The organism is Thalassotalea sp. G2M2-11 (assembly GCF_017168195.1).
Taxonomy (GTDB): Bacteria; Pseudomonadota; Gammaproteobacteria; order Enterobacterales; family Alteromonadaceae; genus Thalassotalea_E.
Map to the genome: position 1 here is coordinate 89934 of NZ_JADNYL010000002.1, position 26534 is coordinate 116467.

The 26534-nt window shown below is 38.9% G+C and carries 22 protein-coding genes; 7 read left to right on the top strand and 15 right to left on the bottom strand.

From position 1 onward, the window contains the following. The first annotated feature begins 230 nt into the window (after positions 1-230). Positions 231-6311: a response regulator gene (locus IV514_RS06285; protein ID WP_206484116.1), complete on the top strand. Its 6081-nt coding sequence runs from the start codon at positions 231-233 to the stop codon at positions 6309-6311. Positions 6312-6402: 91 nt separating this feature from the next. After that, positions 6403-7314: a diguanylate cyclase gene (locus IV514_RS06290; protein ID WP_206484117.1), complete on the top strand. Its 912-nt coding sequence runs from the start codon at positions 6403-6405 to the stop codon at positions 7312-7314. Between the two features lie 109 nt (positions 7315-7423). Here the strand turns inward: IV514_RS06290 and IV514_RS06295 are convergent, their stop codons facing one another. The 4 genes from IV514_RS06295 to IV514_RS06310 form a co-directional block, all read right to left on the bottom strand. After that, positions 7424-7849: a GFA family protein gene (locus IV514_RS06295; protein WP_206484118.1), complete on the bottom strand. Its 426-nt coding sequence runs from the start codon at positions 7847-7849 to the stop codon at positions 7424-7426. A gap of 45 nt (positions 7850-7894) precedes the next feature. Then, positions 7895-8095, bottom strand: coding sequence for a hypothetical protein (locus IV514_RS06300; RefSeq protein WP_206484119.1), 201 nt, complete (start codon positions 8093-8095; stop codon positions 7895-7897). A gap of 78 nt (positions 8096-8173) precedes the next feature. After that, positions 8174-8926 (bottom strand): transporter substrate-binding domain-containing protein, encoded by a 753-nt coding sequence (locus IV514_RS06305; protein WP_206484120.1) that lies wholly within the window; start codon positions 8924-8926, stop codon positions 8174-8176. A 1-nt stretch (position 8927) separates the two neighbouring features. Continuing rightward, positions 8928-10280 carry a DEAD/DEAH box helicase gene (locus IV514_RS06310; protein WP_206484121.1) on the bottom strand — a complete coding sequence of 451 codons (1353 nt, stop codon included), beginning with the start codon at positions 10278-10280 and terminating at the stop codon, positions 8928-8930. 128 nt (positions 10281-10408) lie between these two features. Between IV514_RS06310 and IV514_RS06315 the strand changes: the two genes are divergently transcribed. Beyond that, complete coding sequence (locus tag IV514_RS06315; protein WP_206484122.1) at positions 10409-10873, top strand: hypothetical protein; 465 nt, start codon at positions 10409-10411, stop codon at positions 10871-10873. A 14-nt stretch (positions 10874-10887) separates the two neighbouring features. Here the strand turns inward: IV514_RS06315 and IV514_RS06320 are convergent, their stop codons facing one another. Together IV514_RS06320 and IV514_RS06325 are read right to left on the bottom strand one after the other, a co-directional pair. Beyond that, positions 10888-11925, bottom strand: coding sequence for a DUF2235 domain-containing protein (locus IV514_RS06320; protein WP_206484123.1), 1038 nt, complete (start codon positions 11923-11925; stop codon positions 10888-10890). Positions 11926-12023: 98 nt separating this feature from the next. Then, positions 12024-13148, bottom strand: coding sequence for an alanine--glyoxylate aminotransferase family protein (locus tag IV514_RS06325; RefSeq protein WP_206484124.1), 1125 nt, complete (start codon positions 13146-13148; stop codon positions 12024-12026). A 155-nt stretch (positions 13149-13303) separates the two neighbouring features. Between IV514_RS06325 and IV514_RS06330 the strand changes: the two genes are divergently transcribed. Then, the gene (locus IV514_RS06330) at positions 13304-13846 is read left to right on the top strand and encodes a YaeQ family protein (RefSeq protein WP_206484125.1); all 543 of its coding nucleotides are present in this window, start codon (positions 13304-13306) and stop codon (positions 13844-13846) included. A gap of 87 nt (positions 13847-13933) precedes the next feature. Continuing rightward, entirely contained in the window at positions 13934-15271 is a 1338-nt protein-coding gene (locus tag IV514_RS06335) for a M20/M25/M40 family metallo-hydrolase (RefSeq protein ID WP_206484126.1), read from the top strand. Positions 15272-15398: 127 nt separating this feature from the next. Here the strand turns inward: IV514_RS06335 and IV514_RS06340 are convergent, their stop codons facing one another. The 4 genes from IV514_RS06340 to IV514_RS06355 form a co-directional block, all read right to left on the bottom strand. After that, positions 15399-16850, bottom strand: a complete 1452-nt coding sequence (locus IV514_RS06340; protein ID WP_241242231.1) for a DUF3300 domain-containing protein — start codon at positions 16848-16850, stop codon at positions 15399-15401. A 92-nt stretch (positions 16851-16942) separates the two neighbouring features. Continuing rightward, positions 16943-18235, bottom strand: coding sequence for an ATP-binding protein (locus IV514_RS06345; protein WP_346776901.1), 1293 nt, complete (start codon positions 18233-18235; stop codon positions 16943-16945). Between the two features lie 84 nt (positions 18236-18319). Continuing rightward, positions 18320-19003, bottom strand: a complete 684-nt coding sequence (locus IV514_RS06350; RefSeq protein WP_206484128.1) for a response regulator transcription factor — start codon at positions 19001-19003, stop codon at positions 18320-18322. 3 nt (positions 19004-19006) lie between these two features. Continuing rightward, complete coding sequence (locus IV514_RS06355; protein ID WP_206484129.1) at positions 19007-19297, bottom strand: PepSY domain-containing protein; 291 nt, start codon at positions 19295-19297, stop codon at positions 19007-19009. A gap of 218 nt (positions 19298-19515) precedes the next feature. On the opposite strand from IV514_RS06355, the gene IV514_RS06360 reads away from it, so the two are divergent. Then, on the top strand, positions 19516-20295 hold the full coding sequence (locus IV514_RS06360; RefSeq protein WP_206484130.1) for a choice-of-anchor H family protein: 780 nt from the start codon (positions 19516-19518) through the stop codon (positions 20293-20295). A gap of 219 nt (positions 20296-20514) precedes the next feature. Continuing rightward, on the top strand, positions 20515-20952 hold the full coding sequence (locus IV514_RS06365) for a hypothetical protein (RefSeq protein WP_206484131.1): 438 nt from the start codon (positions 20515-20517) through the stop codon (positions 20950-20952). 30 nt (positions 20953-20982) lie between these two features. On the opposite strand, the gene IV514_RS06370 is transcribed toward IV514_RS06365, so the two are convergent. The 5 genes from IV514_RS06370 to IV514_RS06390 all read right to left on the bottom strand — a co-directional run bounded on the left by IV514_RS06370 (position 20983) and on the right by IV514_RS06390 (position 26387). Further along, complete coding sequence (locus IV514_RS06370) at positions 20983-21885, bottom strand: alpha/beta hydrolase (protein ID WP_241242232.1); 903 nt, start codon at positions 21883-21885, stop codon at positions 20983-20985. Positions 21886-21946: 61 nt separating this feature from the next. After that, complete coding sequence (locus IV514_RS06375; RefSeq protein ID WP_346776918.1) at positions 21947-22618, bottom strand: PepSY domain-containing protein; 672 nt, start codon at positions 22616-22618, stop codon at positions 21947-21949. 27 nt (positions 22619-22645) lie between these two features. Then, positions 22646-24214, bottom strand: coding sequence for a dihydrolipoyllysine-residue acetyltransferase (locus IV514_RS06380; protein WP_206484133.1), 1569 nt, complete (start codon positions 24212-24214; stop codon positions 22646-22648). 11 nt (positions 24215-24225) lie between these two features. After that, entirely contained in the window at positions 24226-25203 is a 978-nt protein-coding gene (locus IV514_RS06385) for a transketolase C-terminal domain-containing protein (protein ID WP_206484134.1), read from the bottom strand. After that, on the bottom strand, positions 25203-26387 hold the full coding sequence (locus IV514_RS06390; protein ID WP_206484135.1) for a thiamine pyrophosphate-dependent dehydrogenase E1 component subunit alpha: 1185 nt from the start codon (positions 26385-26387) through the stop codon (positions 25203-25205). The genes IV514_RS06385 and IV514_RS06390 overlap by 1 nt, the downstream gene beginning before the upstream one ends. Between the last annotated feature and the right edge of the window lie 147 nt (positions 26388-26534).

Here is a 26534-nt window from a genome sequence, read left to right on the forward strand (position 1 = left end):
TAACTGTAAATCAATTAATCGGTACGTTACAGTAAAGCACACTCAAGCATAATAAGGAGGCAGAATTTTTGTCAAGCGCTTATTTATGCAAAGCACAGTCTAAATAATACTTGTTGTCACTTGGCTTTCTATTTAAGCTAATAATTAAGCATAGTTAGATTTTAAAAACCAAAAATAAGAAGATTTTTATGTTGAGGCGAGCTTTATTCACTTTTGTTTATAGTGTTTGTGTGTGTTTTTCTATCCAAAGCGCGCTCGCTTACAGTGATAACTTTGACCACTTCAGTCGAGAACAAGGATTATCACAAGCCTCAATTAAAGCAATTTATTATGGCTCTGAAGGGTTTTTATGGCTAGGTACCGAGGAAGGGTTAAACCGTTTCGATGGCTATCAATTTAAAGTCTACAAAAATAATAGCCAAAATCAAACATCTATCTCTGATAATAATATTTTAAGTATTTATCAAGATAATCAAGATATTATCTGGGTAGGAACTAACCGCGGGTTAAATCAGTTCAACGCTGCAACCGATTCTTTTACTCATTTAACTCACCAGCCGGATAACCCAAATAGTTTATCGCATAATACCATCAATGCCATCAGTCAGGATAACCAGGGAAATTATTGGATTGCTACAAACAAAGGGCTTAATAAATTTGACGGCACACACTTTAGTCATTATTTAGACAACTTGAAAATTAACACTTTGTTGTTAGATTCTAATGGAACTTTGTGGCTTGGTAGCGAAAAGCATGGCGTATATTACCTTGATAATTCATCAAACAAACTGGTGAACATTAAGCTTGCCTCCCAGTATAATCAGGTCAATGTGCTCAAAGAACGTGATAATGTCTTATGGATAGGGACAACTCAAGGCTTAACTCTTCATCCCCTACGCAAGGGAACAAGTATTAACGCAATAGATATACCCCAGACGCTAACAAACAGTAATATTAACGACATATTATTTCATCAAAATGAGTTATGGCTAGCCACTAATGCTTCTGGACTTAAACGATATAAGTTCACTTCCAAACAAATGATCCACTATCAAGCCGATGATGCTAACCCAAACAGCATTGCACATAATCAAGTTACCAAACTGGTTATCGATAAGACGAATAATTTATGGGTAGGCACTTATGTAAAAGGGCTTGATAAATACCAATTAACTAGTGAGCAATTTAATCACGTCACTAAAAAGCCAAATCAAGAAAACACGCTTAGTGGTAACACGGTCATTAGTTTTCTAGAAACCGCTGACAATAAATTATATATAGGCACCTATGGTTCAGGGCTGAATGTTTACGATAAAAACACCAGACAATACCGCCATTACCAACACGAGCCAACAAATCCGAACAGTATCTCATCAGATGTTATCTCAAGCATACTTTTTGATGAAAACCGTGGCGTCTGGTTAGGAACTGCTGGAGGAGGATTAAACTTATTTAAGCCAACAGAAAACTCATTTATTAATTTTACCCATGATCCGAATCAAAACAATAACTTAAGTCATAATACGGTGTTGTCGTTATTACAAAGTAATGAAGATACTTTATGGGTAGGCACCTGGGGTGGCGGCTTAAACCGCTTTAACATTAGCAGTAACACTTTCACTCGATTTCAACATAGTAGCAACAACAGTAATTCTCTTTCCGATAACAATGTTTGGGCAATTCACCAAGACGAATCAGGCATACTTTGGCTAGCTACCCAAGGCGGGTTAAATAAGTTCAACCCTAAAACAGAGCAATTTACCCACTACCGATACGATTCGAATAATACCAACAGTATCTCTAATGATTTCATTATTACCATCTACCAAGATCAACAAGATAACTTATGGCTAGGCACTGCAAAAGGGTTAAACAAGCTCAACCTCAAGACTGAAAAGATCACCCAATATAATGAACAAAGCGGCTTACCAATAGAAATGGTCTATGGCATATTACCTGACGAACAAGGCAATTTATGGTTAAGTAGTAATAATGGCCTTGCTCGCTTTAACCCACAAAATAATACCTTTAAGTCCTATAACGAAAAAGATGGTATCCAAGCAAAAGAATTTGCCTCTAATGCCGCTTATAAAAGTGCTTCAGGTGAATTGTTTTTTGGCGGTATAAATGGTTTTAATCATTTTTATCCTGAAAATATCAAACCCGACACAACTATTCCCCAAGTAGTGTTAACCGACTTTAGAATTAACAACCAACATGTCAAGCTTAGCGCCGAATTAAATGATAACAATCGTTCTAACACTTTCACTATCGATTCCGTCATTAATGAGCTTGATAAACTTACCCTGACACATAATGAAAAGTTAGTTTCCTTTGATTTTGCAGCGCTGCACTTTGCTAACCCGATGAATAATCAATACGCCTATCAATTACAGGGCTTTGATGAAAACTGGATTTACACCGATGCCAATAATCGTCGAGCTACCTACACAAATTTACCTGCAGGTCACTATAAATTAAAAATTAAAGCCAGTAACAGCGATGGTTATTGGAATGAACAAGAAAAAACGCTACCGATTGTTGTGTTACCCGCGCCTTGGCTTTCTTGGTGGGCTTATACCCTGTATATATTCGCTTTTGTCAGCTTAATTGGCTTTATTTTATATCGCCAAAACTATCAGCGACTCAAAGAGCACGCCATTAATGTTCGCTTAACTCGTGCCGACCGTTTAAAAGATGAGTTTTTAGCAAACACTTCACATGAACTGCGCACGCCGTTAAATGGTATTATTGGTTTAGCTGAATCACTGATAGACGGCGTTGCTGGTCAATTACCTGATGCAGCAAATAAAAATCTTGCTATGGTCGTTGCAAGTGGCAAACGCCTATCACACCTAGTGAACGATATCCTTGACTTTTCAAAGTTAAAAAATCACAACTTAAAACTTAATACCAGTGGCGTTGAATTACATAGTCTCACCGATGTGGTTTTAACGGTATCAACCCCGTTAATTGGCAATAAACCTATTACTTTAAAGAATAATGTTGCCAATACGCTGCCTTTGGTAAATGCAGATGAAAACCGATTAGAACAAATCCTGTATAACCTTATTGGGAATGCCATTAAGTTTACTGAACAAGGCGAGGTTATTGTAAACGCTGAGCAACAAGGTAATTTAATTAATATTTCCATCACAGATACTGGCATAGGTATTCCGGTAAATAAACAAGCAATCATTTTTAACTCATTTGAGCAATTACATGGCCATGATAAACGAGATCAAGGCGGAACAGGCTTAGGCTTAGCAGTGACCAAACAGCTAGTTGAATTGCATGGCGGACAAATAAGCGTTACCTCTACCGAAGGCAAAGGTAGCTGCTTTAGTTTTACTTTACCGATCAATGCCGACCAAATTACTGATGTCACCAATGTGGTCAAGTCGAGTAATCAGCAAAAACTTAACCGATTACAACATTTAGATAACGAAATTGAATACATCAGCTTAAACGAACAAGAAAAGGAACAAATTCAACACCAAACAGCATCTATCGAATATAGCAATTTCCATATATTAGTAGTTGATGATGATCCAATTAATCGGCAGGTGTTAATCAATCACTTAAATAATACGGGTTATCAACTGAGCGAAGCCTCAAGTGGCTCACAAGCACTTGAAATGATTGATAAAGCTAATGAAGCAAACCACTTAACAAATATTACACCAGAGCAAAATAACCATCGCCCTTTTGATTTAATTTTACTTGATGTAATGATGCCTAAAATGTCAGGCTATGAAGTGTGTAATAAACTTAGACAACAGTTTAGTATCAACGAGTTACCCGTGATTTTTCTTACCGCAAAAAATCAGGTAATAGACTTGGTTGAAAGTTTTTCCGTTGGCGGTAATGACTATTTAACTAAACCAATCTCTAAGCATGAACTGCTATCACGAGTAGAAAACCATTTAAGTTTATTAGATATTAACCGCAACCTTGAATATCAGGTAGCAAAACGTACCGCAGAATTAGAAAAAGCCACTCAGGCTAAGAGTGAGTTTTTAGCAAAAATGAGTCACGAAATTCGCACACCAATGAATGCGATCATCGGCTTAAGCCATTTAGCATTGAAAACCAACCTCAATAATCACCAAAAAGATCTGATCGAAAAAACTCAAGATTCATCACAAGCCCTGTTAGGTTTGATTAATGATATTTTGGATTTTTCTAAAATTGAAGCCGGCAAAATGACCATAGAATCTGTGGTGATGAATATTGAAGGCTTATTGAAAAAAGTTGCTAATCTTTGTGCACTTAAAGCGCACAGTAAGGGGTTAGAATTAGTTGTAAAAATAGCGCCGAACGTGCCAAAACAGATAAAATCCGATCCGGTAAGATTACAACAAATCTTGGTTAACTTGGTCTCTAATGCGGTCAAATTCACTGAAAAAGGCCATGTGTTAATTGAAGTTAAACTCAATGAACAGCAAGACGATAAAATTGAGTTCAACGTTACCGATACGGGCATTGGTTTAGCTGATGAAGCCATCAATAATTTATTTCAATCCTTTAACCAAGCTGACAGCTCCATCACACGTAAATTTGGCGGTACAGGTCTAGGCTTAGCAATATGTAAGCAACTAACCTCATTGATGAATGGTGATATTTGGGTCACAAGTGAACTTGGTCAAGGCAGTACTTTCAGCTTTAACATCAAGTATGAAGCAGTAGAGCAAACTGAAGTCATTGCAACAAATCAGCTATTAATCGAAGGAATTAGTGTCTTAGTCGTTGATGATAATTCGCTGTGTATCAGCGTGCTTGAGGATCTACTAAGTCAATTTGGCTGTAAAATCACGTCAGCCACTAATGCCACCACCGCCTTAGATCTCATACACAATGCCCTAAAGCTTAACCAGCCTTTTGATCTGGTGATCACTGATTGGCGTATGCCTAACATGGATGGTATTGAATTAGCGCATGCCATTAGCCATATTGAACAAAATCATCTACCTGCTGTACTTATGGTTACCGCATTTGATAAAAATGATGCCATGTCATTATCTAGTTCAGTGAGAATTGATGGTTTCCTTGAAAAGCCAGTAGACGCCTCTCTATTACTTGATGCAATGACAAGCGCCTTAAAAGTGGAACAAACCAGCGCACATCCTCAAAAACATAAAGGCCTAGTCGACTTAGCACATGCTGATATTTTACTAGTTGAAGACAACGCCTTAAATCAGCAGGTTGTTCTTGGATTTTTAGAAGAAACCAATGCCAATATCGATGTTGCAGAAAATGGCAAAATTGCTTTAACAATGCTCGCACAGAAAGATTACGATTTAGTTTTTATGGATCTACAGATGCCGGAAATGGATGGTTTAACCGCTACCCGCAATATTCGTCAGCAAGATAAGTTTGCCGATTTACCAATCATAGCCATGACCGCGCACGCAATGGCTGAAGAGTTACAAAAATGTCTTGATGTTGGCATGAATGATTACTTTACTAAGCCTATCGATCCGAATGATTTATTTAGCTTATTATCCAAATGGCTTGCACCTCAATCGACAACAAAATTATCTGAATCAAAAGCCACTGCATCTACAAAGAAAATAAAAGCACCACAAGAGCAACATCCATCAAGCAACGATAAACAAATTAACAGCAATGAGCCAACAGAGACTTTGTTGAATGAACTGAGAACATTAGATATTCTCGACGTAGACAATGCTATACAAACAATTGGTGGTCGCCAACATATCTATCTAAAACTTGTACAAGATTTTAATCACAACTACCAAGATACCGTTGATAGCTTGCGCGAAATTTATCAACAACAAGAATTTGAAGAAGCCTTTAGGATTGCTCATTCATTAAAGTCTAATGCTAATTATATTGGCGCAACTAATTTAGCTAAAAGAGCAACACAATTAGAGGCTCAGCTGAAAAAAGATCCAGATAATGCATCACTCTTGGTTGCTGAAACCTGTATTGAGTTAAACAATGTGGTGATGGCCTTGGCACAAATAACAAGCTCAGCTATTGCTGTCGTTGATTGTCGAAAATCTATCAACAAGCAAGATAGTATGGATAACTCTGTGCAAAGCAATAAGCAAAATAATAACCATGAACAACTGACCACTTTACTCAGCAAAATGCAGGATTTGATAGCAGAAGAGAACGCCAGTGTAGAAGATTTATTACCCCAATTATTAATGCAGACAAAAGATACTGAGCTGCAGGTAATAGCTAACGAAATTGTCGATAATATTGAAGACATTGAATATGTACGGGCCTCAAGCAAAATACAACAATTAGCGGCTAGAATCAGTCAATCTACTGCCGATTAAAGCTAGAGTCCGTTGAAATTAAATAACAGTTTAATGCAGACATTAGTTTATCACTTAACCATATATAACTTTTAAGACAGTAAAACATCCGATGGGACAACTAGAACAAAAAATACTGATTGTGGATGATGAAAAGTCCAACAGACAAATACTAAAGGACTTGCTCCAAGAAGAAGCGACCATAGTATTTGCTAAAAATGGTGAGCAAGCGATAGAGCTTGCCAAAAAACACGTTCCAGATCTAATGCTACTAGACGTAGTAATGCCTGATAAGTCAGGTTTTGAAGTGATAGAAGCGATTAAGAATAATCCGACAACCATGCAAACCTCGGTCATTTTTATCACAGGTTTAGCCAATAGCGATGATGAAGAACGAGGATTCGCTTTAGGCGGTTGTGATTATATTTATAAACCGTTCAAGGCCAATATTGTTATTGCACGAGTGTTAATGCACTTAGAATTAATACGACAACGGAAAATGTTAGATGAGTTTGCTCATTTTGACCCACTCACTGGCATTTACAATCGCCGCAAGCTCGATTTAGTCATCAAGGACGAAATAAGTGCCAATAAGCGCGATAAAAAACAATTAGCTATCGCATTTATCGATATTGATTACTTTAAACAATATAATGACAATTACGGTCACGGTGCCGGTGATATGGCACTAAAAAAAGTCGCTACCACGATGAAAGAAGCACTCCATCGTCCTAGAGACTTTATCGCTCGCTACGGCGGTGAAGAGTTTGTCATTATATTACCTGACAGTAATTTATCAGGGGCAACGCAAGTATTTGAACAATTACTACACGCAATTCGAAGTAAAAAAATTCAACATGGATTTTCAGACGTGGCAAGTATGTTAACCGTCAGTATCGGCGCTGTTATTATCGACGATACGCACACTGTCAGTAATGAAGAAGTCATGCTTCAAGCCGATAAACTACTATATCAAGCTAAACATAACGGACGAAACCGATTGGTTATCGAGCAGATGTCTTAGGTTATACACACCCTAGCTTTGTACATACTATAATTCATTTTAAGGTTGACTGATGCAAAGGTAGTGACAACACCAATAAGCATCTTCATGGTATTGGAAAAGTGTCGAATTATTTTCGGTAAGCCAGAAACTGAGGCAATTCATCATTTATCGTTAACCAATCAACTTTTGAGCCGATATAAATATGGGCAGAGGGGGTTACATGCTCAATATTATCAAACGTGGCGATGGCTATTTCTATGGTGTTGTCTCGTCGGTTATATTGAGACTCAAACAAAAGGCTGGTACCACAATTTTGACAAAACTTGCGTACAGTACCATTATCGGCACGATAACTAGATAATAATTCTTCACCACTGAGCCAATGTACGTCTTGTCGTTTAACTTCTGCATAAGTAGAAAATGCTGCACCATGAAATTTTCGACACATAGTGCAATGACAATGCCCAACCAGCGGCAGAAACTCCGTCACTTGAAAACAAATTTTGCCACACAAGCAACTACCATGATTAGTCGTTTTATTTAACTTTGTCATTATTTATCCCAGATAATACACTCATGTTTTGTCAATTTTGACATATTAATCTACAGTATCCTCAACTCGAACAGCAACCTCCATGCCATCAACCGTCCACTCTTTGGTTAGCTTATTATAAATAACTCTTGCGATTAACGATTTCAATGAACCATCACTGAACTCAACATTCATAGTACAAAAATGGTTATGAATCGCTTGATAATCGGGAATATCAACCTTCACAGGAAGCGCAGGTTCTTTCAATAATTGACGCCGTTTATACCATTGTTTATTGATTATCTTAAATAAAGGTTTCGCATCATTTATCACGGTATGTATCGACTAATGGGGCAATAATTTTTTTAGGTAATAACTAGGATCATTATATTGATTGATTAATGACATGATGGCATTAATGTCATGTTGCTTGGCAAACTGCTTCGAAAAAGCAAGGTAAGAGGGTTCTTTAGTATTAGCTATCGCCATAATCGAAAAATTGGTGTGATTAGGCATCTTACTTATCACTTCATCCGCCACTAAAGCATCAGAGACCACCAAATCAAGCCGTTTTAACAGTAACATATTCAAGGCATCCTCAAGCCTAGTGAGTTCCGATACTTCAACTAATGGATTTAACTGGGCTTTATCAAAGTGATGACCTAACGACATTGCCCGAACTTTGCCAATACGTTTAACACTAGTGAGTGCATCAAAGCCATTAAAAATAAAAGCATCATCATGACGCTTAATAACGACTGAGCCGGTAAAGTTGATCAATTCTTGCTCTGGAAACGCTAAAAACTGCTCTCGTTCTTTTATCTGTAATACAGGCATGATGCCATCGACCAAATTATTTTTCGCCAGTTTTATTGCCCGTGCCCAAGGAACTACTTGAATATTAAAGTCTAAAGAGGAATGCTGTTCAACTTTCATTAAAGCGTCGACAAACCGCCCTGTTAACTTGCCATGCTCATTTTTTTCAATAAGAGGAGGTAAATGAGGCGCAACAATATCAATCTTTGTTACGGCTGTTTCAGCATGAATGCTGAATATAAAGCCAAAATAAAATAATAATGTTTTTAACGCTTGCTTCATATTACTCTGCTTCAGGTATTTCTTCGCTATCAATCTCACTAGGAGGTAAGGCTTTTTTTCTTTTTAATACTGGCATATCACCGGCATCTTGTGCAAAAAAAGTTTTCTTCGATACTTTCGGCTTATGCGGTTTTACTTTTGATTGTTTTTTCTTAGACGCTTGTTCAGCCTTAACTTTATCTTTTGTCGATTGCTTAGCCTTTAAACCTTTAAACTTAGCCTTTAAACCATCAACACTATCAAATGAAAAGCTTTGCTGTAAGAAACTTTCTATCTGCTTAAAGCTTTGCCAATCTTTGGGGCCAATCAAAGAAATAGCATCCCCTTTATTGCCTGCTCGGCCAGTACGCCCAATACGATGAACAAACTCTTCGCTATGTTTAGGTAAATCAAAATTAATCACTAACGAGACATTGACCAAATCTAAGCCACGTGAAGCAAGATCTGTAGTGATCAAAATTTTCTGCTGTCCTTTGGCAAAACTCTCCATTATTTGATTACGCTGCCCTTGCGATAAATCACCACTGAGTGCCGCAGTACTATAATTTTGCTGTGCTAATTCATTAGCCAACCTTTCGGTATCGGCTCTGGTTGCGGTAAACACAACAGCTTGTTGGAAATTTTCTTTGCCAAGAAAGTGTGACAGTAATTGTTGCTTGTGCATTAAATCATCAGCAAAATAAAAGCGCTTATTAATGTCTTGATGTTCTGTATGCGCTGCGCCTATAGCAATACGCTTGGGCTTGTTTAATAGCGCCATGGCAAATTCATTCACTTGCGCATGATCTAAAGTGGCAGAAAACATCAGCGTTTGACGTTTACGATGATCAGCCTTGTTATTGATCAATGTCAGTTCTTTAGCAAAGCCCAAATCTAACATCCGATCGGCTTCATCTAAGATCAGTAATTCTAAGCCATTGAGATAAAAATGACCTTTGGTTAAATGATCGGTTAACCTACCAGGAGTTGCTACAATAAAATGAGGATCTTTTTCTAGAGTTTTCACTTGGTCATTAAAATTCTCACCACCAAGAATTAAAACCGCCTTAAATTGTGAACCACCGGTAAAAAGCCTTAGCTGACCAAACACCTGCTTAGCTAGCTCTCGCGTTGGCGTCAAAATCACCACCCGCGGATCACGCTTAGTTAACGCTCGGGTTTTCATTATCCTCTGCATAGCGGGCAGGATAAAAGCCAAGGTTTTACCTGATCCTGTCTTGGAGGATGCGATCAAGTCTTGTCCGGTCATAGCAATTGGAATAGCCTGACGCTGTATATCTGTCGGCTCAGTAAAACCTAGATGTTCAATTTTTGACATTAATCGTTTATCTAGTCCAAAATCATGAAATGACAAAGTGTGCTCCTAAAAAATGCTAAATACCGAGTTATTATACCTTGTTACAGTAACAATTGTTTTAAACTATTTACCTTTTCATCAAAAAACGATAAAAACAAAGTATTTTCCCACTAACGGCCTAAAAGATGAAAAAAATTATTAGTTTAACTCTGCTCGCCCTTATATCATTTCATAGTTTTGCAAGCAATAATCCAACAATCATGCAGCCAATTAACCAGCTTTTTGATGCCATGCGGGCGCATGACAGTGAAAAGTTACTCGCGCAATTTACCCGTAACGCACAATTACAACGGGTAACTATTGAAAATTCAATCCGCCCTTCTAACCTTAATAAATTTGCTGAATTTGTCGGACAATCCGAAAAGCACCTAGACGAGAAACTATTTGGGCTGCGTATTATGCAAAGCGGTAATTTAGCCAGTGTTTGGGCTCCTTTTGCATTTTACCTAGATGGTAAGCTTAGCCACTGTGGCGTCAATAGCATTCAGCTAGTGAAACAAAACAACCAATGGAAGATACATTATTTAATTGATAACGTCTTCCAAGGAGATTGCCAACAATTTATCACTCAACAGAGCCAAACGAATTAACAAGCATGGCTCTGTCACCAAATAGGTGGCCACTGGCCGTATTGTTGAATGTAATTTTCTATCGGTTGACTTTGATAGTTAAATTGATAACGTTTTTTAACGCTACTGTGTACATAAGTAGGGTTTTCTGTTTGCGCAGGGATCTCTCTAATACGTTTACCTAATAATTTATATTTCCCTTTATATTCATTATGTTGACGTGCATTAACACAGTGCTCTGCTTTTAACGCCCGCTGATGAATTTCATTATCAAAATTTAAACCACTGCTTTCAGCTTCAGTCAATAACCATTGCATCGGAATCTCAGACAACAGTTTTCCTGCTTGATCAGGCTTGTAACTTCCGCCAATATCAGAATGGACACCAGAAAACCACACCTGTGCAATATCAACACTGCTTTTGGGTAACCAAATAGTGGGCTCAAAATCATCTCGTGTTTCATCGAGTGCTAATGCATGGCGCACTGTTTTAACGTTATTACCTAATTTACGATCATAGAATAAATGCTTATCTTTGATCAGGCCAAAAATACTAAAAGGCAACCCCATGGCGCCCACTGTATCCCAAACACCGACAAAATGGATATTTACTTGAGGTGCGATTGCATGATGTTCACGCCACTGTTGTGCAAACGGGCTATTTGGCGAATACTTTTTCGTTTTATAAATATCAAACGCTTTTTCGACTAAATGACCATCAGCACTTTTTAGTACGCTACAGTTATTAATTAGCCCGCATAAACTACGAACCGTGTAAGCGCCACGGCTAAAACCAAAGAGAAAAATTTCATCACCAACATCATAGTTATGAACCAAAAAACGATAACCGTCCATGACATTTTTTTCTAAGCCCGCACCTAGACCTCCTCCTGTGAGATTGTCATGATAAGAGCCTATGCCCCAATCATAAAAAACAACTTGTTTAATACCGGCGCTATCTTGCGGTAAAATATGGCGGGCAAACAACAGGACATTGGTCGGATATTGTTCCTTGCCGAGCTGTTCAGGACGATTCCAAGTACCGTCTGCACAAATAATGATACGTTTCATCATAACTTCCTTGTTGTTGTCTTTGATTAAATCCTAGCCGATAGTCAAAGACAACACAAAAAAATCAAGATGAAATTAAAAGATGAAAAGAATTACAACAATTAAGCACTTGCTAAGGCATCTTTTAATGCCGTTAAACATAGCGCAACATTTTCATTGCTGGCGCCAAATCCCATTAGACCAATACGCCATGCCTTACCGGCAAATTTCCCCAAACCAGCGCCAATTTCTAAATTGTAATGATTAAGCAGGTAACTGCGTACCTTAGCATCATCGATACCTTCAGGAATATAAACTGTGTTTAATTGTGGTAAGCGCTCATTTTCTGGTACAACGAATTCCAAACCAAGGGCTGCTAAGCCTTTGGCTAATTGCTGATGTTGCTCTTGATGACGTTGCCAGCTGTTTTCAATACCTTCATTTTTCAACATCACTAACGATTCATGCAGAGCATAAAGCGAATTAACTGGTGCGGTATGATGATAAGCTCTTTTGCCTTCACCTGACCAATAGCCCATCACTAACGATTGATCTAAAAACCAGCTAGGTACTGGTGTTTGCCGCTGTTTAATTACTTCAACTGCTCGCTCGCTAAAACTAATGGGAGAAAGCCCCGGCACACAAGATAAGCATTTTTGACTACCAGAATAAACCGCATCAATGCCCCATTGGTCGACACGTAATTCAACACCACCTAAAGAAGTCACCGCATCAACAATGGTTAAACAATCATGAGCTTGGGCAATTTCACATAATGCTTGTGCATCAGAAAGTGCACCCGTCGAGGTTTCCGCATGGACAAAGGCAACAAATTTAGCCTCTGGATGCTGTGCTAGCGCCTCAGTTAGCATTGTAGGATCGACTGCTCGTCCCCACTCCCCTTCTACAACAACGGCATTGGCACCGATGCGTTTAACATTTTCTACCATGCGCGAGCCAAATACGCCATTTTGACAAACAATGACAGTATCATTAGCAGAAACTAAATTAACAAAACAGGCTTCCATTCCCGCAGAACCCGGGGCAGATAGCGCGATGGTAAACTCATTTTTTGTTTGAAAAGCATATTGTAACAGTGATTTCACTTCATCCATCATCTGGACAAATAATGGATCTAAATGGCCGATAGTAGGACGAGCTAAGGCAGATAACACTCTGGCACTAACATCGGAAGGCCCTGGCCCCATTAACGTGCGTTGCGGCGGAATAAAAGAACTAATTGTCATGGTTAACCTCAGTGCAAAATTTATTTCACTTTATCATCAAATAAACTATCAACTAAATTAATCGATGTTATTTTAGCTATTCATCATAAAAATAATTCACTAATTTCATTAAACAGGCGTAGAATACTCCTATATACACCTTCAGAAACACAATTATGGCTCTTAAATCAACCATATATAAAGCAACTATCCATTTATCTGACATGGATAGAAACTATTATGACACCTTAAACTTAACCTTGGCCCAACACCCATCCGAAACAGATCTACGCCTAATGAGTCGGCTCATGGCGTTTGTATTAAATGCTCATGAGCAATTAACTTTTGGTAAAGGCTTAAGTGATGAGGATGAAGCCGCGCTTTGGCAGATGAATCTTCAAGATGATATCGAACTTTGGATTGAACTTGGACAGCCTGAAGAAAAACGTCTCAAAAAAGCCTGCCATAAAGCTGATAAAGTCATCTTATATGGATATCAATCTTCATTCGATATTTGGTGGCAACAAAACCACAACAAGCTCAGACAATACGACAACTTATGTGTCGAAAAATTTGACGAAGAAGCCATAGAACAATTGGCAGAGTTACTTACTCGCACCATGGAACTACAGGTGAGTATACAAGATGGGCAATTATGGTTAACTTGTGGTGACGACAGCCTACTTATTGAACGGGAATGTTTACAACAAGTTAAATAACCTTTAATACTTTTACACTGACCAATGTTGCAATATCTGTAAGATTTTTTAATAGTACAACCACTTAATTGCTTTGGATAACTATGAATGAAACGATCACTAATTAAATATACTGCAACATTGGCTGTTTCACTTAGCCTACCTTTTCTTTCCACATCAAGCCTTGCCAATAACATTTCATTTGAGAGCATGAGCCAAGACATCAGCTACTTAGCCAGTGATCAGCTTAAAGGGCGAGCCAGTTTTTCTGAAGATATTGATGTTGCCGCACAATATATTAGCCAACGCTTTGATGAAATTGGCTTAGTGCCACTGGCAGGAAATAAGAACTTCAAGCAAACATTTTCCATCACTAGTATTATGCCCAAAGAGCTAGCTGTCTCCTTAAATGGCCAAGCCATTTCAGCCAAAAACCTCGGTATGGCAAGTACTTTAGAGCAAATTGATTGGCAAAATACCCAAGAATTTACCACGCATGTAATTGGCAAAGACGACAACATGCGTCAGGTTTTAGCGCAAATAAACCAATCAGGTGGTAAGCATGTCGCATTAATTAACCCTGCGCATAGCAAACTCTTTAACGGCTATCGTCGCTATTTTGCTCAGGGATTAAATAAACTAAGCCTAGATCATCAAGGGGCGATTGTGATGGTATTAACCGAGCAAACGAGCATTAATACCATTAAGGTTAACGCCAGCACAGCAATTACCAAGCAAACCCTAACCAATGTGGTCGGCGTGTTACCAGGGAAAGAGAAAAAACAAGAAATCGTACTGTACTCTGCTCATTATGATCACTTAGGTACGGCTCCTACTGGAGAAGACAACACCGATGTTATCTACAATGGTGCGGATGATGATGCATCTGGCACCACGGCTATTATCAACTTAGCGCAATATTTTGCGAATAAAGCAGATAATGCCCGTACCTTAATGTTTAGTGCCTTTACTGCAGAAGAAATTGGTGGCTTTGGCTCTCGTTATTTTTCTAAACAATTAAACCCCGATGATGTAGTAGCGATGATCAATATCGAAATGATCGGCAAGCCATCAAAATTTGGCGCAGGCAATGTGTGGATGACTGGTATGGATCGCTCTAACTTAGGCCAACTGCTTAATGAAAACTTGAAAATGAAAAATACACAGATATATGCTGATCCCTACCCTAAACAAAACTTATTTTACCGCTCTGATAATGCCACTTTAGCCCGCTTAGGAGTGCCAGCACATAGTTTTAGTAGTACTCAGCTAGACAAAGATCAGCATTATCATCAAACATCAGACGATTTAGCCAGCTTAGACCTACAATCAATGCATCAGGTCATCGAAAGCTTATCAATCGCCACACATGGGTTAGTTGACGGTTCTATTACACCAACACGTGTTGATGTGAACAAGATCAAAGGTCACGGTAAAATTTATTAATCTGCATAAGTAAACATCTACAAAAAAAAGGCCGTAATTGTTGTATTACGGCCTTTTGCATTTATCAACAACCTTCTTTTGCTATTTGCCAGCAGCAAAGATTGTTAATATCACGTTCAACAGGCTTTTAATGATGTTTTTCCCGACGCTTAACCGCCGATTTATGCCCGTTTGAACGTTTGTTTGCCACTCTTGCATATTGCTTGTTCGAGTGGCCTCCCTGAGCGCGATAAGTTGGTTTGCTGATCTTTCTCGAGTTATCTACACCAGGTGAAATGTGCTTTTTATGAGGCACTACTATGCGTTGCTTTGTCGCGACTTGTTTTGCACGCTCCACTTCTCGCTTAGGTGTAACCATCTTCACTCTTGGCTGCTTTTTCCATGTGTCTTGACGATTGTCAACTTGACGTACTTTCTGCTTACCCTGATAATTTTTTTGTTTGATTTGTTTCTTTTCTCCAATGCGCCCAGGGGTTGAAGTAAACTTATCCCCGCGCTCAACTTTTGCTAATGAATGATGATTACGTCCTTCGCTAGCTTTAAACTTTTTGCTCTGCTTTCTCGTCATCTGCTGTTTAAACTGTTGATGCTTGTTACTAACAAATTTGCCTTTTTTATTAGGGTGTACAGCCTTATTAACCTGTTTGAGCTGACGATGACGTTCTGCCATAGTATTTGCCTGACTTGGGCGATGGCTTAAATAACGTTGTTTCATTTTCTTATTACGATACGCCACCCCTTTTCTATGTTTAGGGTTATGGTGCCAGCGTTTCGCCTCATGACTTGTCGCAATTCTTCGGTTGGAATGGTAATAACGTTTTTTATGATGGTGCCTGACCACATGATGATCACTCCAGTGAAAAGCACTGAAGAAAAAATCAAACGCAATATGCACTCCTGAATGCCAGTAAAAAGGTCCATGATAATAGCTATAATGAATAGGACGATGCCAATATACTGGTGGATAATGTGACCAGTGCCAGTTGCCGTAAACAACACGGCTATCATAATAAGGTACATAAACAACTTCTGGATGCGCAGGCTCAATAACAATGGTGTGCTTTTCTCGCACGATTTCGACATTGTCCATTTGCGCTAAATTACCCGCTTGATCAGCTTTTTGACGTAACGATTGAATGCTGGCTAATACCTGAGATTCATCTTGCAAAAAAGCATCTCCTAACTTTCGCATCCAGCCCAAGTCTTCACTTAAATTTTTCAAAATTCTTGGAAAAGCCACTAATGCTTTAACACTGGGATCCCAATCTTTTGGCTCTGCCTTTGCCATCAGCTCTTGCTCACTTTCACCTTCATGCTGCCTTACAAAGCGCTCAGCATCTATCACTTCAATTGGATAGGTTGCAGCAATTAAGATATGAGTTAATAAGGTATCAGGATACAAGGCTATCGGCGCTAACATTTGCTCAAGCTCTGCTTGATTGAAGTCAGTCGTTATTACTGCGGCTTGCTCCGACATGTTACGGGCGTCAGCATGTGCAGTGAAAGGACTTAATAAGACACTGGTAACGAGCGTTGCAACTAACGGCAGTATTGCTCTTTTATGTGTTTTTATTCTCATAATCATCACCTTTTAATTAACTCTGACCAAAATAATAAGTGATGTAAACTGAATGGCGGCTGAACAAAAATGAACGCCGGTAATAAAAACGGTTAAGTGATAGGAAAAGTCAACGTAAATTGCGCACCTTGATACTGAGCTGAATGACCAATTTCGATATGTCCTTGATAACTTGAGACTAAGTCACGCACAATAGCTAAACCAACCCCGTGACCTTTATCATAGGTATCTGCGCGGGTACCTCGTAACATGATCTCATCCATTTTCCCATGGTCAATTCCTGCACCATCATCTTCAACCGTCATCACTAATGTATTGTTTTCAACGAGTATAGTGATAGCAACATGAGCTGTTGCGGCCTTACTCGCGTTATCCAGTAAGTTACCTAATATTTCAAGTAAATCAGCTTGATCTCCTTTAAACACTTGTGTCGTTAATAATTGGCTGTGATAGCTAAGATCTTTATCTCGATATATCTTTTGTAAGCTCGCTAATAACTTGTCGAGTACAGGGGAGATTTCTGTCCCTAAATGCCAAGAAGATTGCCCTGCACTTTGTGCTCGCTTGAGTTGATGTTCAATCATCAAATTCATCACATCAATTTGCTCTTGTGCTTGTTTATTCGACTCTGCATTGGAATCAATATTGACTTGGCCTTGTAACACCGCTAACGGTGTTTTTAAACTATGCGCTAAATCAGATAAAGCATTTCGATAACGTTTGCGCTGATTTTGTTCGGTGTTAAGCAACAGATTTATTTGTTCTTTTACCTGCTGTAACTCATCAGGATAATCGGCAATTAATTCATTCGCTTTACCTTTTTCAACATCAGCAACTTCACGCTTTAAAATTCTTAGTGGTGTTAGGCTCCATTTTAACCAAATAAATTGCACCAACAGCAAAACAGCCATCAAAATAAATAACGCAGACCAAAGCTGTTGTTTGAAATTACTCATTAATGCCATGTGATCCGTTTGATCTTTCACAATGTGCAAGGTCATATCATAATGTTGTTGCTCACTGGTAAAACTAAACGAAAAACTGTATATAAAATGTGGCGCATTTGCCAATGTCACTTGATAAAACGCTCTTTGACCAATATCAGGAGACCGAACGGGCTGGGGATCAGCCAAAGCCATCAATGATGAAGAGCGCCACAAAGGTTGAGCGGGTTCAGCTTTGGTCGTAATCAAGGCATACAAGCCTGATTCATTGATATTAAACCGCTCTTCGGCTAACGCTTCAGGCATAAGTAACTGTCCTTGATCTATTTCGGCAACGGCTAAAAGAGAATAGGAATAAGCGACCAGTTCGTTTTCAATGCTCGCTCTCATATGCTGTTGATAAGCATTAAAGAGCGTCACGCCAGCTATTGGTAATAACACCAGAACCGTTAATAAAGCACTAATTATCAGTCTAGATTTAAGCGAGCTAAAATATTGCTTAGGTTTCATCATTAAGGGAAGAAATTAGGCTATTTCATCAAACTTACGCAGCTTGTAGCCTTGACCACGTAAGGTTTCAATAAATTGATACTCCCCTTGGGGATCAAGCTTTTTACGTAAACGACGAATAAAAACTTCAATTACATTAGAATCTAAATCGAAATCTTGATCATAGATATGTTCGGTCAATTCAGTTTTTGATTTAACTTGCCCTTGATGCAGCATCAAGTACTCAAATACTTTATATTCATAACTACTTAAACTGACATCGAGACCATCCACCTTAACTTGCATGCTCGCGGTGTCTAACAAAAAAGGGCCATTCTCAATCACTGGACTCGCCTGACCTACACTGCGACGTATTAATGCATTTAGCCTTGCTTGTAATTCCTGAGGATGAAATGGTTTAGTAAGATAGTCATCAGCCCCGGCGTCAAGTCCATCAACTTTGTCTTGCCAACGATCACGAGCAGTTAACACAATAATGGGAAAACCAATTCCTTGCTTTCTTAATGTTTTGATCAATTCTTTGCCATCTATTTTAGGTAAACCTAAATCAATAATTGCAGCATCATACTGATATTCGGTGCCTTGATACAAACCTATTTCACCATCATCAGCAGTATCAACACTGTAGTTATCTTTCTGTAACTGCTGTTTTAACTGGCTCTGTAAATTTTTATCATCTTCAACCAATAATATTCGCATGAATTACTCCTTTAATATTCTTCCGGTTTTAGCATTAATTTTAACTGATATGACGTGGCCATTATCTTTTAATACTTTGACTTTATAACCAGGATCTCTATTAATTTTAATTGAGCGAACTTTTAGTACTTTACCACCAACAACAGCTTTAACTTTACGCGCCGCTTGTTGCGTGCTGTTAATAGCATAGCTGGGCTTATTTGACCAAGGCTCATATGCATTAGCGTTAAACGTATTGAGTGATGCCAAAAAAATGACCATAACTATCAAACGTATTAGCGTTAACACCTTCATTTCACCTTCCTAAAAACTTACTTTAATCAATATCTTCAGTGTAAAAGATTGCACCCATTAAACCAAGAGAAATACCATAGAAACACTATTTTACCTCAGTAAACTGAACCATTGCTGAACATCATTGAGCGAGTAATAAAAGCCAGTAATGTTCAGCTTTGGTTCAGCCAACATCTCTTTTAATAGCATCAACAGCGCAATAATTGAGGTATAACACCATGAAAAAATATACTGTTCTAACTTACTTATCGATAGCTCTACTGTTTAGTCATCAAACATTTGCTGAAACTAACAGTACAGGAAGTCTAAAAAATCAATGGCAACAAACAGAGGCATTAGCGCAATTAAAACAAGTTACTGAGGAAAGCTCTCAAACAATAAAAACAGGACAAACACGAGAACAAGTTATCGCGCTTAATCAGCAACAGCCTAGCTATAAAAATAAAATGCTAATGCTCAATCAAACGCAAAAACAGCAATCAACCAGCTTGTATCATAATGAGTTTAATATTTATCAAGGTTATGTACAGCTTATTGAAGATTATGATCAGGACGGTTTTTTTCAAACCTTCAGCGTAACCTTTGATGCCGATGTTTATAGTCACGATATTATTGATGAAGCCTATGTGTATGCTGAGCTATACCTAAGTAAAAACGGAGGTGATTGGGTCCACTACTACACCACAGATAATTTCATGATTTATGGCGAAAGTGAGGACGACCAATACGAAGTCTATACCACGCTTAATCAAGGATATATCTCAGATCACTACGATGTACTGATTGACTTATATGAAGTAGGTTATGGCGATGTGGTTGCAACTTATAGTTCAAATGATACCAATGACTTATATGCACTACCGTTAGAAAGTAGTGACTATGATCCAAATTATGTTGAATATCACAGTGAAAGCCATAGTCATGGCGGCAGTTTTTCACTGATAATCACTATAATGCTTGGCTTAGTAGCATTAACAAGAAAGCGCAGGATTGGATAATAATGAATCAAAATACATACGACCTTTAATTAATTAGAGGTCATATGCATTATCGATTTCAACACTGATGTTCAAGATTAAGTGCGGCAATTACATGGATCAACTGAGCTATGCCTGTCATTAAAGAGTCGAGCAAATACGATACATTTCTATGTAAAGCGCTTGCTTTTAACTACAATGACATAGAGTGCAAATTTTTAACGCTACATAAGTAATGATATGACAGATATAAACACACCTTCACGACCTAAATGGTTTTTAGTAATTTCTATCTTAGCGCTAATATGGAATATGCTAGGCCTAATGGCGTTTATCAGCCATATTATGATGACACCAGAGATGCTAGCCAAATTGCCCGAAGCAGAGCAAGAGCTATATGCTCACACCCCATTATGGGCAGATTCAGCCTTTGCAATTGCCGTGTTTGCCGCCGTATTAGGCAGTATTTTATTACTATGGAAAAAAGCAATCGCAAATAGCTTTTTCGTGCTGTCGTTGATCGCTATTTTAGTGCAAGATTATTATGCATTTTTTGTCATCGATTCTATTTCTGTACTAGGTTTGTCGAGTATCACCATGCCGTCAATCGTATTAACTATCGCGATCCTATTGATTTTATTAACCTCAAAAGCAGAGCAAAAGCATTGGCTACACTAAAGCTATCGAGCTAAGCATATTGTTGACTCATCAAGGCTGGTTGGTTAACCAATCGACAACGGCCGGAAAATGATCATCTAACGCATGAGGGTGAGTTAAAATATCAATATGATCATAATCGAGAGCATTACCTGCTGCTTTAGATAACAATGAGAATTCAGCTGCTTGATTGGACTCTTCAATAAAGGCTTTTACATCTTCTTGATGCCCTAATAAGTGATCCGAAATACCGGTAATATGCCAGGTTCTTGGCCAAGGTAACTTTTGTGCTGCTTGGTGATAATCAAAACTATCTAACGGATCTTGCCATGGCTGTTGTTTCACCCATTGAACACTTTGTTGTAAAAACGGTAAGGTTTCATTATCAGCGCCAAATTTGTATTTCACCGCATCTATATAGCCTTTTTTGCGCGCTAATAAAGGAGCAATTCGATTCCAGAGCAAATCTACTGTCCAGCGCTTTCGTAATGAGGTTCGATAAATAGAGCGTTTGGTACCAAAACAGAGCATACTGGCCACCTGCTGGCATCGTTTGGGGTAACGCGCCAACGTACTGGCAAGCAAAACACCTCCCCACGAATGACAGATAACATGCATCGGTTGTTGACAACGTTCACTAATAAAATCAAGAAATAGCGGAATATCTCGGGTGATCGCTTCATATTGTCCATGCTCAGCGTCGTCGGCAATGTTAGGTGTGCTTGCCCCCTTTCCTCTAAAGTCAGCAACATAAACATCAAAGCCTTGCTTTGCTAAATAACAAGCTAAGCCTTTTCCTGAATGAGTATAAAAAATTTTGCCATTTTCTATCGTACCATGAAGCATTAAAACCGGTACACCTCCAGGGTTTTGCACTATGTGTCTTAAATGTAATTGATGATGACCATCTTCAATAAAAAGTGATTCTTGCTGCATAACCCGTACTTTATTCATTTAATGCTTTCATTCAAAATACACCGACAGAGGTCAGACCTCAAGAGTTTTTATCGGCCTACTAGTTGTTACCCGATCTAGTGGGTAATGGTTTCAATGTCATCCATGCTCCTAACAATGCGAGTAACACCACCAAGGATAAACCAATCACGCCTAAGTATTTATCTACCGCAGCGTTTCCTGTCCAGCGCAAATAGTGAACATCATACATTGCATTAATAAAGTCAGTATCTTCACCTTTTTGCCGCATCGACATCGTCGGCCAGTCCAAAGTAATTTTCACTCCTGTAGAGGTACTAACCACATTTTTTTCAATACTGGCAATTTCGCCATAACGGGCTTTATCTTTAGCTATTGCATCATTCACTAACTGACGAATTTGCGTTGCTGTCGGTTGCGCTATCACCTCAAAATTCTCGCTAGACAATTGCTGCCAACCATTTTCATCTTTTACTAAAAGGTGCTCACCTAAAACGGTTCTAACTTGCCTAACTTCTAGCCACTGCTGCTTTGGCAGTTGAATGATTTGCTTAATGGGATAAAGTGTTGGCGAAATGGCTTGATAGGCAGCTTGATAGCCAGGCTTAATAAAGAAAAACATGCCAGTTACTGCCCAGGCAATAAACGGCAATAACATCACTAAACCAGTAATTTTATGTAATTTTTTCATTCTAGTTTCATTCCTTTGCGACTTGTTTGAAACAAAAAAGCCTGCAGTGCAGGCTTTTATAATGCTTTAATTAATCTAAAAGCGGTATCATTATGCCATATGCACTAACATATTAGAGGGCTCTTCAAGGAATGATTTCCAAAGGTTACTGAATCTGGCAATAGTACCACCATCAATAATGCGGTGATCACCAGACCAACTCACTTGCATAATGTAACGTGCTTCAACTTCGCCTTTATCATTAAAACGAGGCAGATTTTGCAACTTACCTAGCGCCACAATTGCAGATTCAGGTTTATTAATAATTGGCGTTGCCACGGTACCACCTATAGCACCAATATTAGAAATGCTAATCGTACCACCTTTCAAATCTTCTGTACTGACACGACCAGCACGAGCAGATTCAGTTAAGCGCATAATATCCTTAGCTAAATCGATAATAGTCTTAGTTTGTACTTGTTTAACATTAGGGACTAATAAACCAACTTTTGAATCAACCGCCATCCCGATATTATGATCATCAAAATAGGTTAATTCCGTACACTCTTCATTTGGCTGTGAATTTACCACAGGGAACTCTTTCAAGGCTAATGACATTGATTTCATGAAAAATGGCATCATGGTTAATTTAATGTCTTGCTTGGCATACACTTCTTTTAATTCGCCACGTAACTTCATGAGATTGGTCATATCAATCTCTTCACAGTAAGTAAAATGTGGGATAGTCGATACTGACTTAACCATAGCTTTTGCCATCGCCGCTTTCACACCGCGAATAGGCTCAACACGTGTACCACCGGTTGAAGCAACAGCTGTCATCGCTGGCGCTGCACCAGTTTGCTGATTATCACCTTGATTAAACGCAACAACATCTTCTTTATAAACACGGCCTTTCTTACCGCTGCCTGGCACTTGATGAATATCAACGCTTAATTCACGCGCGACTCGTCGCACCGCCGGGCTTGCAATTGCCTTTTCATTTACGACTTTTTTAGCTGCCGCAACAGGTTGCTCAGTTTTACTTTCTGTCTTAACTGGCGCAGTCGCTGGTTTGGTTTCAGTAATGCTTGCGGTCGCTGTATTCGCCGAGCTAGTGCCAACCCTTTCTAGCGCAAACAAAGGCGCATGTACTTTAGCAATTTCACCTTTGTTATAATAAAGCTTAACCACAGTACCAGCATGCATTGCTGGTATTTGCACTAAGGCTTTATCAGTCATTACATCAGCAACCGGTTGATCTTCTTCAATCTGATCTCCCTCTGCGACTAACCACTCCACCACCTCACATTCAACAATGCCTTCACCGATATCGGGTAAGATAAAGTCTTCAACAATAGTGCCCGTACTCGCGCTTTCTTGAGCTACTGACTCAGCTGTCGTTTGCTCTGTCGCAGGGGGTTCTGCTTGGGCTGTACTGCCATCATTTGGCGTCATAGCAAATAATGGTTGGTGAACTTTAGCTATATCACCTTTTTGATAATACAGCTTATCAACTTTACCTGAATGCATCGCGGGAATCTGCACTAAGGCTTTATCAGTCATCACATCAGCAACAGGTTGATCTTCAACAATTTCATCGCCTTCATTTACTAGCCATTCAACCAGTTCACATTCAACGATACCTTCACCAATATCTGGTAATATAAAATCAATGCTCATGTTCAATTATCCTAGTAATTTACGCTATGTTTGATCGCTTCATAAATTTTTAAATGATCAGCGACATACTCTTTTTCTAAAGCAAGTGGGTAAGGTGTATCCATACCACAAATACGCGCAATCGGTGACTCAAGATGTAAAAAACATTCACTCTGAATCGTTGCCGCAATTTCGCTGGCAAAACCAGCAGTAATTGGCGCTTCTTGCGAAACTAATAAACGCCCTGTTTTCATGACAGAGTTGGCAACTGTTTCAACATCCCAAGGTAAAATGCTACGTAAATCAATGATCTCACATGAGATACCATCTTTTGCGGCTAATTCTGCTGCTTTTTCAACAATTTCTAACTGCGCCCCCCAAGCTAGTAGGGTAATATCGCTACCTTGTTGCATCACTTCTGCTTTACCAAGCGGTAATTGATAATCTTCTTCTGGCACTTCGCCAACCGATGCACGGTAAAGGCGCTTCGGTTCAAAAAATACCACAGGATTATCGTCACGAATTGAAGCAAGCAATAAACCTTTAGCTTGATAAGGGTTGCGCGGAACAACTAACTTTAACCCTGGCGTATGAGCAAAATACGCTTCTGGTGACTGACTGTGGTACAAACCACCAGCAATACCACCACCATAAGGCGTGCGTATGGTTAACTTCCCTACATTAAACTCATTACCACTGCGATACCTAAATTTTGCGGATTCATTCACAATTTGGTCAAATGCGGGAAATATATAATCGGCAAACTGAATTTCAGCGATTGGTGTACTTCCCTGAGCTGCAAGACCATTGGCAAAACCAATAATTCCTTGCTCTACTAATGGGGTATTGAAACACCGTGCTTTACCGTATTTTTCTTGCAAACCACTCGTTGCTCTAAATACACCACCAAAATGACCAACATCTTCACCAAAGCACAATGCACTGTCATTTTCTGCCATGGCGATATCTAAAGCATTATTAATTGCTTGTAATAAATTCATTTGAGCCATTATTTGATTCTCCCAGCAGTAAATGGGTAGGATTGAGGGTACTTTTTAATGTGAGTTTTTAACGCATCCAATTGTTGTTGCAAATGTGCTGGAACTTGGTCGTAAACATCAGTCACTAAATCTTCCACGGGTGGCTTATCAATTTTTTCAGCCACTTTCACTGCTGCTAATACTTGTTCTCTAAGCTTTTCAAATAACTCTGTTTCTTGCGTTTCATCCCACCACTTTTGCGCTAACATCCAGTTTTTCATACGTAAAATAGGATCATGTGCTTGGTATTTGGCTTCTTCTTCTCGTGTGCGATAACCCGACGGATCATCTGAGGTTGAATGTGCGCCAAGTCGATAAGACATCGCTTCGATAATGATAGGTTTGTTTTCTTTCAGTGCGTATTGACGAGCAAACTGCACCGCTTTTAAAACGGCTAAAATATCGTTACCATCAATTCTTAAGGTCTTAATGCCATAACCGACACCACGAGCAGCAATACCGTTACCCACATATTGTTCATCAGAAGGAGTTGAGATTGCATAGCCATTGTTGCGACAGAAGAAGATCACTGGCGCATTATGAACTGCGGCCATGTTTAAACCGGCATGAAAATCCCCTTCAGAAGCAGCACCTTCACCAAAATAACAAATAGTGACCGCATCTTTTCCTTGCAATTTTTGGCCGTAGGCATAACCGGCGGCCTGTGGAATTTGCGTACCAAGCGGCGAAGAAATGGTCATATAATTTAATTCATTACTGCCGTAATGAATCGGCATTTGACGCCCTTTGCCTAAATCTTTTTCATTAGAAAACATTTGATTCATAAAATTTTCTAACGAGAAACCACGATATATCAGTGCACCTTGTTCGCGATACTGTGCCATGATCATATCTTGTGACTCTAACCCTGCTGCACCACCAACACTGGTAGCTTCTTCACCTAATGCCGCCATGTAAAAACTAATACGACCTTGGCGTTGTGCCGCGACCATACGTTCATCTAAAACACGATGAAAGGCTAACGCTTTATAAATTTTAGTGGCATGGGTTTGATCAATTTCAGGTAAGTCAGCACCGTCATAAACGTTACCGTCTTGTTTTAAAATTTTGAGGATTGGGATTTCAACTGAATGACCATCAATGAAAGCGGGTTGGTGAACAACCGGACTTTCTTTATATATTTCAGTGTTCATAGCATTCTCTTTATTACTGTCCTTGCAAGCAAGGGTTAATAAGCTTGGCTTATCAAGTATAGACAACTGATAAGGACTATTAACTTTGTTTTTTTATTAAAGTAAGTAAAACTTTCACATTAATGCAAACGGAAAGTATTACTTACT

What these genes read in the sequence shown, in the direction of transcription:
- IV514_RS06290 (WP_206484117.1), top strand. Translation starts at nt 6,403, where the DNA reads ATGGGACAACTAGAACAAAAAATACTGATTGTGGATGATGAAAAGTCC.
- IV514_RS06295 (WP_206484118.1), bottom strand. Translation starts at nt 7,849, where the DNA reads ATGACAAAGTTAAATAAAACGACTAATCATGGTAGTTGCTTGTGTGGC.
- IV514_RS06305 (WP_206484120.1), bottom strand. Translation starts at nt 8,926, where the DNA reads ATGAAGCAAGCGTTAAAAACATTATTATTTTATTTTGGCTTTATATTC.
- IV514_RS06315 (WP_206484122.1), top strand. Translation starts at nt 10,409, where the DNA reads ATGAAAAAAATTATTAGTTTAACTCTGCTCGCCCTTATATCATTTCAT.
- IV514_RS06320 (WP_206484123.1), bottom strand. Translation starts at nt 11,925, where the DNA reads ATGATGAAACGTATCATTATTTGTGCAGACGGTACTTGGAATCGTCCT.
- IV514_RS06325 (WP_206484124.1), bottom strand. Translation starts at nt 13,148, where the DNA reads ATGACAATTAGTTCTTTTATTCCGCCGCAACGCACGTTAATGGGGCCA.
- IV514_RS06330 (WP_206484125.1), top strand. Translation starts at nt 13,304, where the DNA reads ATGGCTCTTAAATCAACCATATATAAAGCAACTATCCATTTATCTGAC.
- IV514_RS06335 (WP_206484126.1), top strand. Translation starts at nt 13,934, where the DNA reads ATGAAACGATCACTAATTAAATATACTGCAACATTGGCTGTTTCACTT.
- IV514_RS06340 (WP_241242231.1), bottom strand. Translation starts at nt 16,850, where the DNA reads ATGAGAATAAAAACACATAAAAGAGCAATACTGCCGTTAGTTGCAACG.
- IV514_RS06350 (WP_206484128.1), bottom strand. Translation starts at nt 19,003, where the DNA reads ATGCGAATATTATTGGTTGAAGATGATAAAAATTTACAGAGCCAGTTA.
- IV514_RS06355 (WP_206484129.1), bottom strand. Translation starts at nt 19,297, where the DNA reads ATGAAGGTGTTAACGCTAATACGTTTGATAGTTATGGTCATTTTTTTG.
- IV514_RS06360 (WP_206484130.1), top strand. Translation starts at nt 19,516, where the DNA reads ATGAAAAAATATACTGTTCTAACTTACTTATCGATAGCTCTACTGTTT.
- IV514_RS06365 (WP_206484131.1), top strand. Translation starts at nt 20,515, where the DNA reads ATGACAGATATAAACACACCTTCACGACCTAAATGGTTTTTAGTAATT.
- IV514_RS06370 (WP_241242232.1), bottom strand. Translation starts at nt 21,885, where the DNA reads ATGAATAAAGTACGGGTTATGCAGCAAGAATCACTTTTTATTGAAGAT.
- IV514_RS06380 (WP_206484133.1), bottom strand. Translation starts at nt 24,214, where the DNA reads ATGAGCATTGATTTTATATTACCAGATATTGGTGAAGGTATCGTTGAA.
- IV514_RS06385 (WP_206484134.1), bottom strand. Translation starts at nt 25,203, where the DNA reads ATGGCTCAAATGAATTTATTACAAGCAATTAATAATGCTTTAGATATC.
- IV514_RS06390 (WP_206484135.1), bottom strand. Translation starts at nt 26,387, where the DNA reads ATGAACACTGAAATATATAAAGAAAGTCCGGTTGTTCACCAACCCGCT.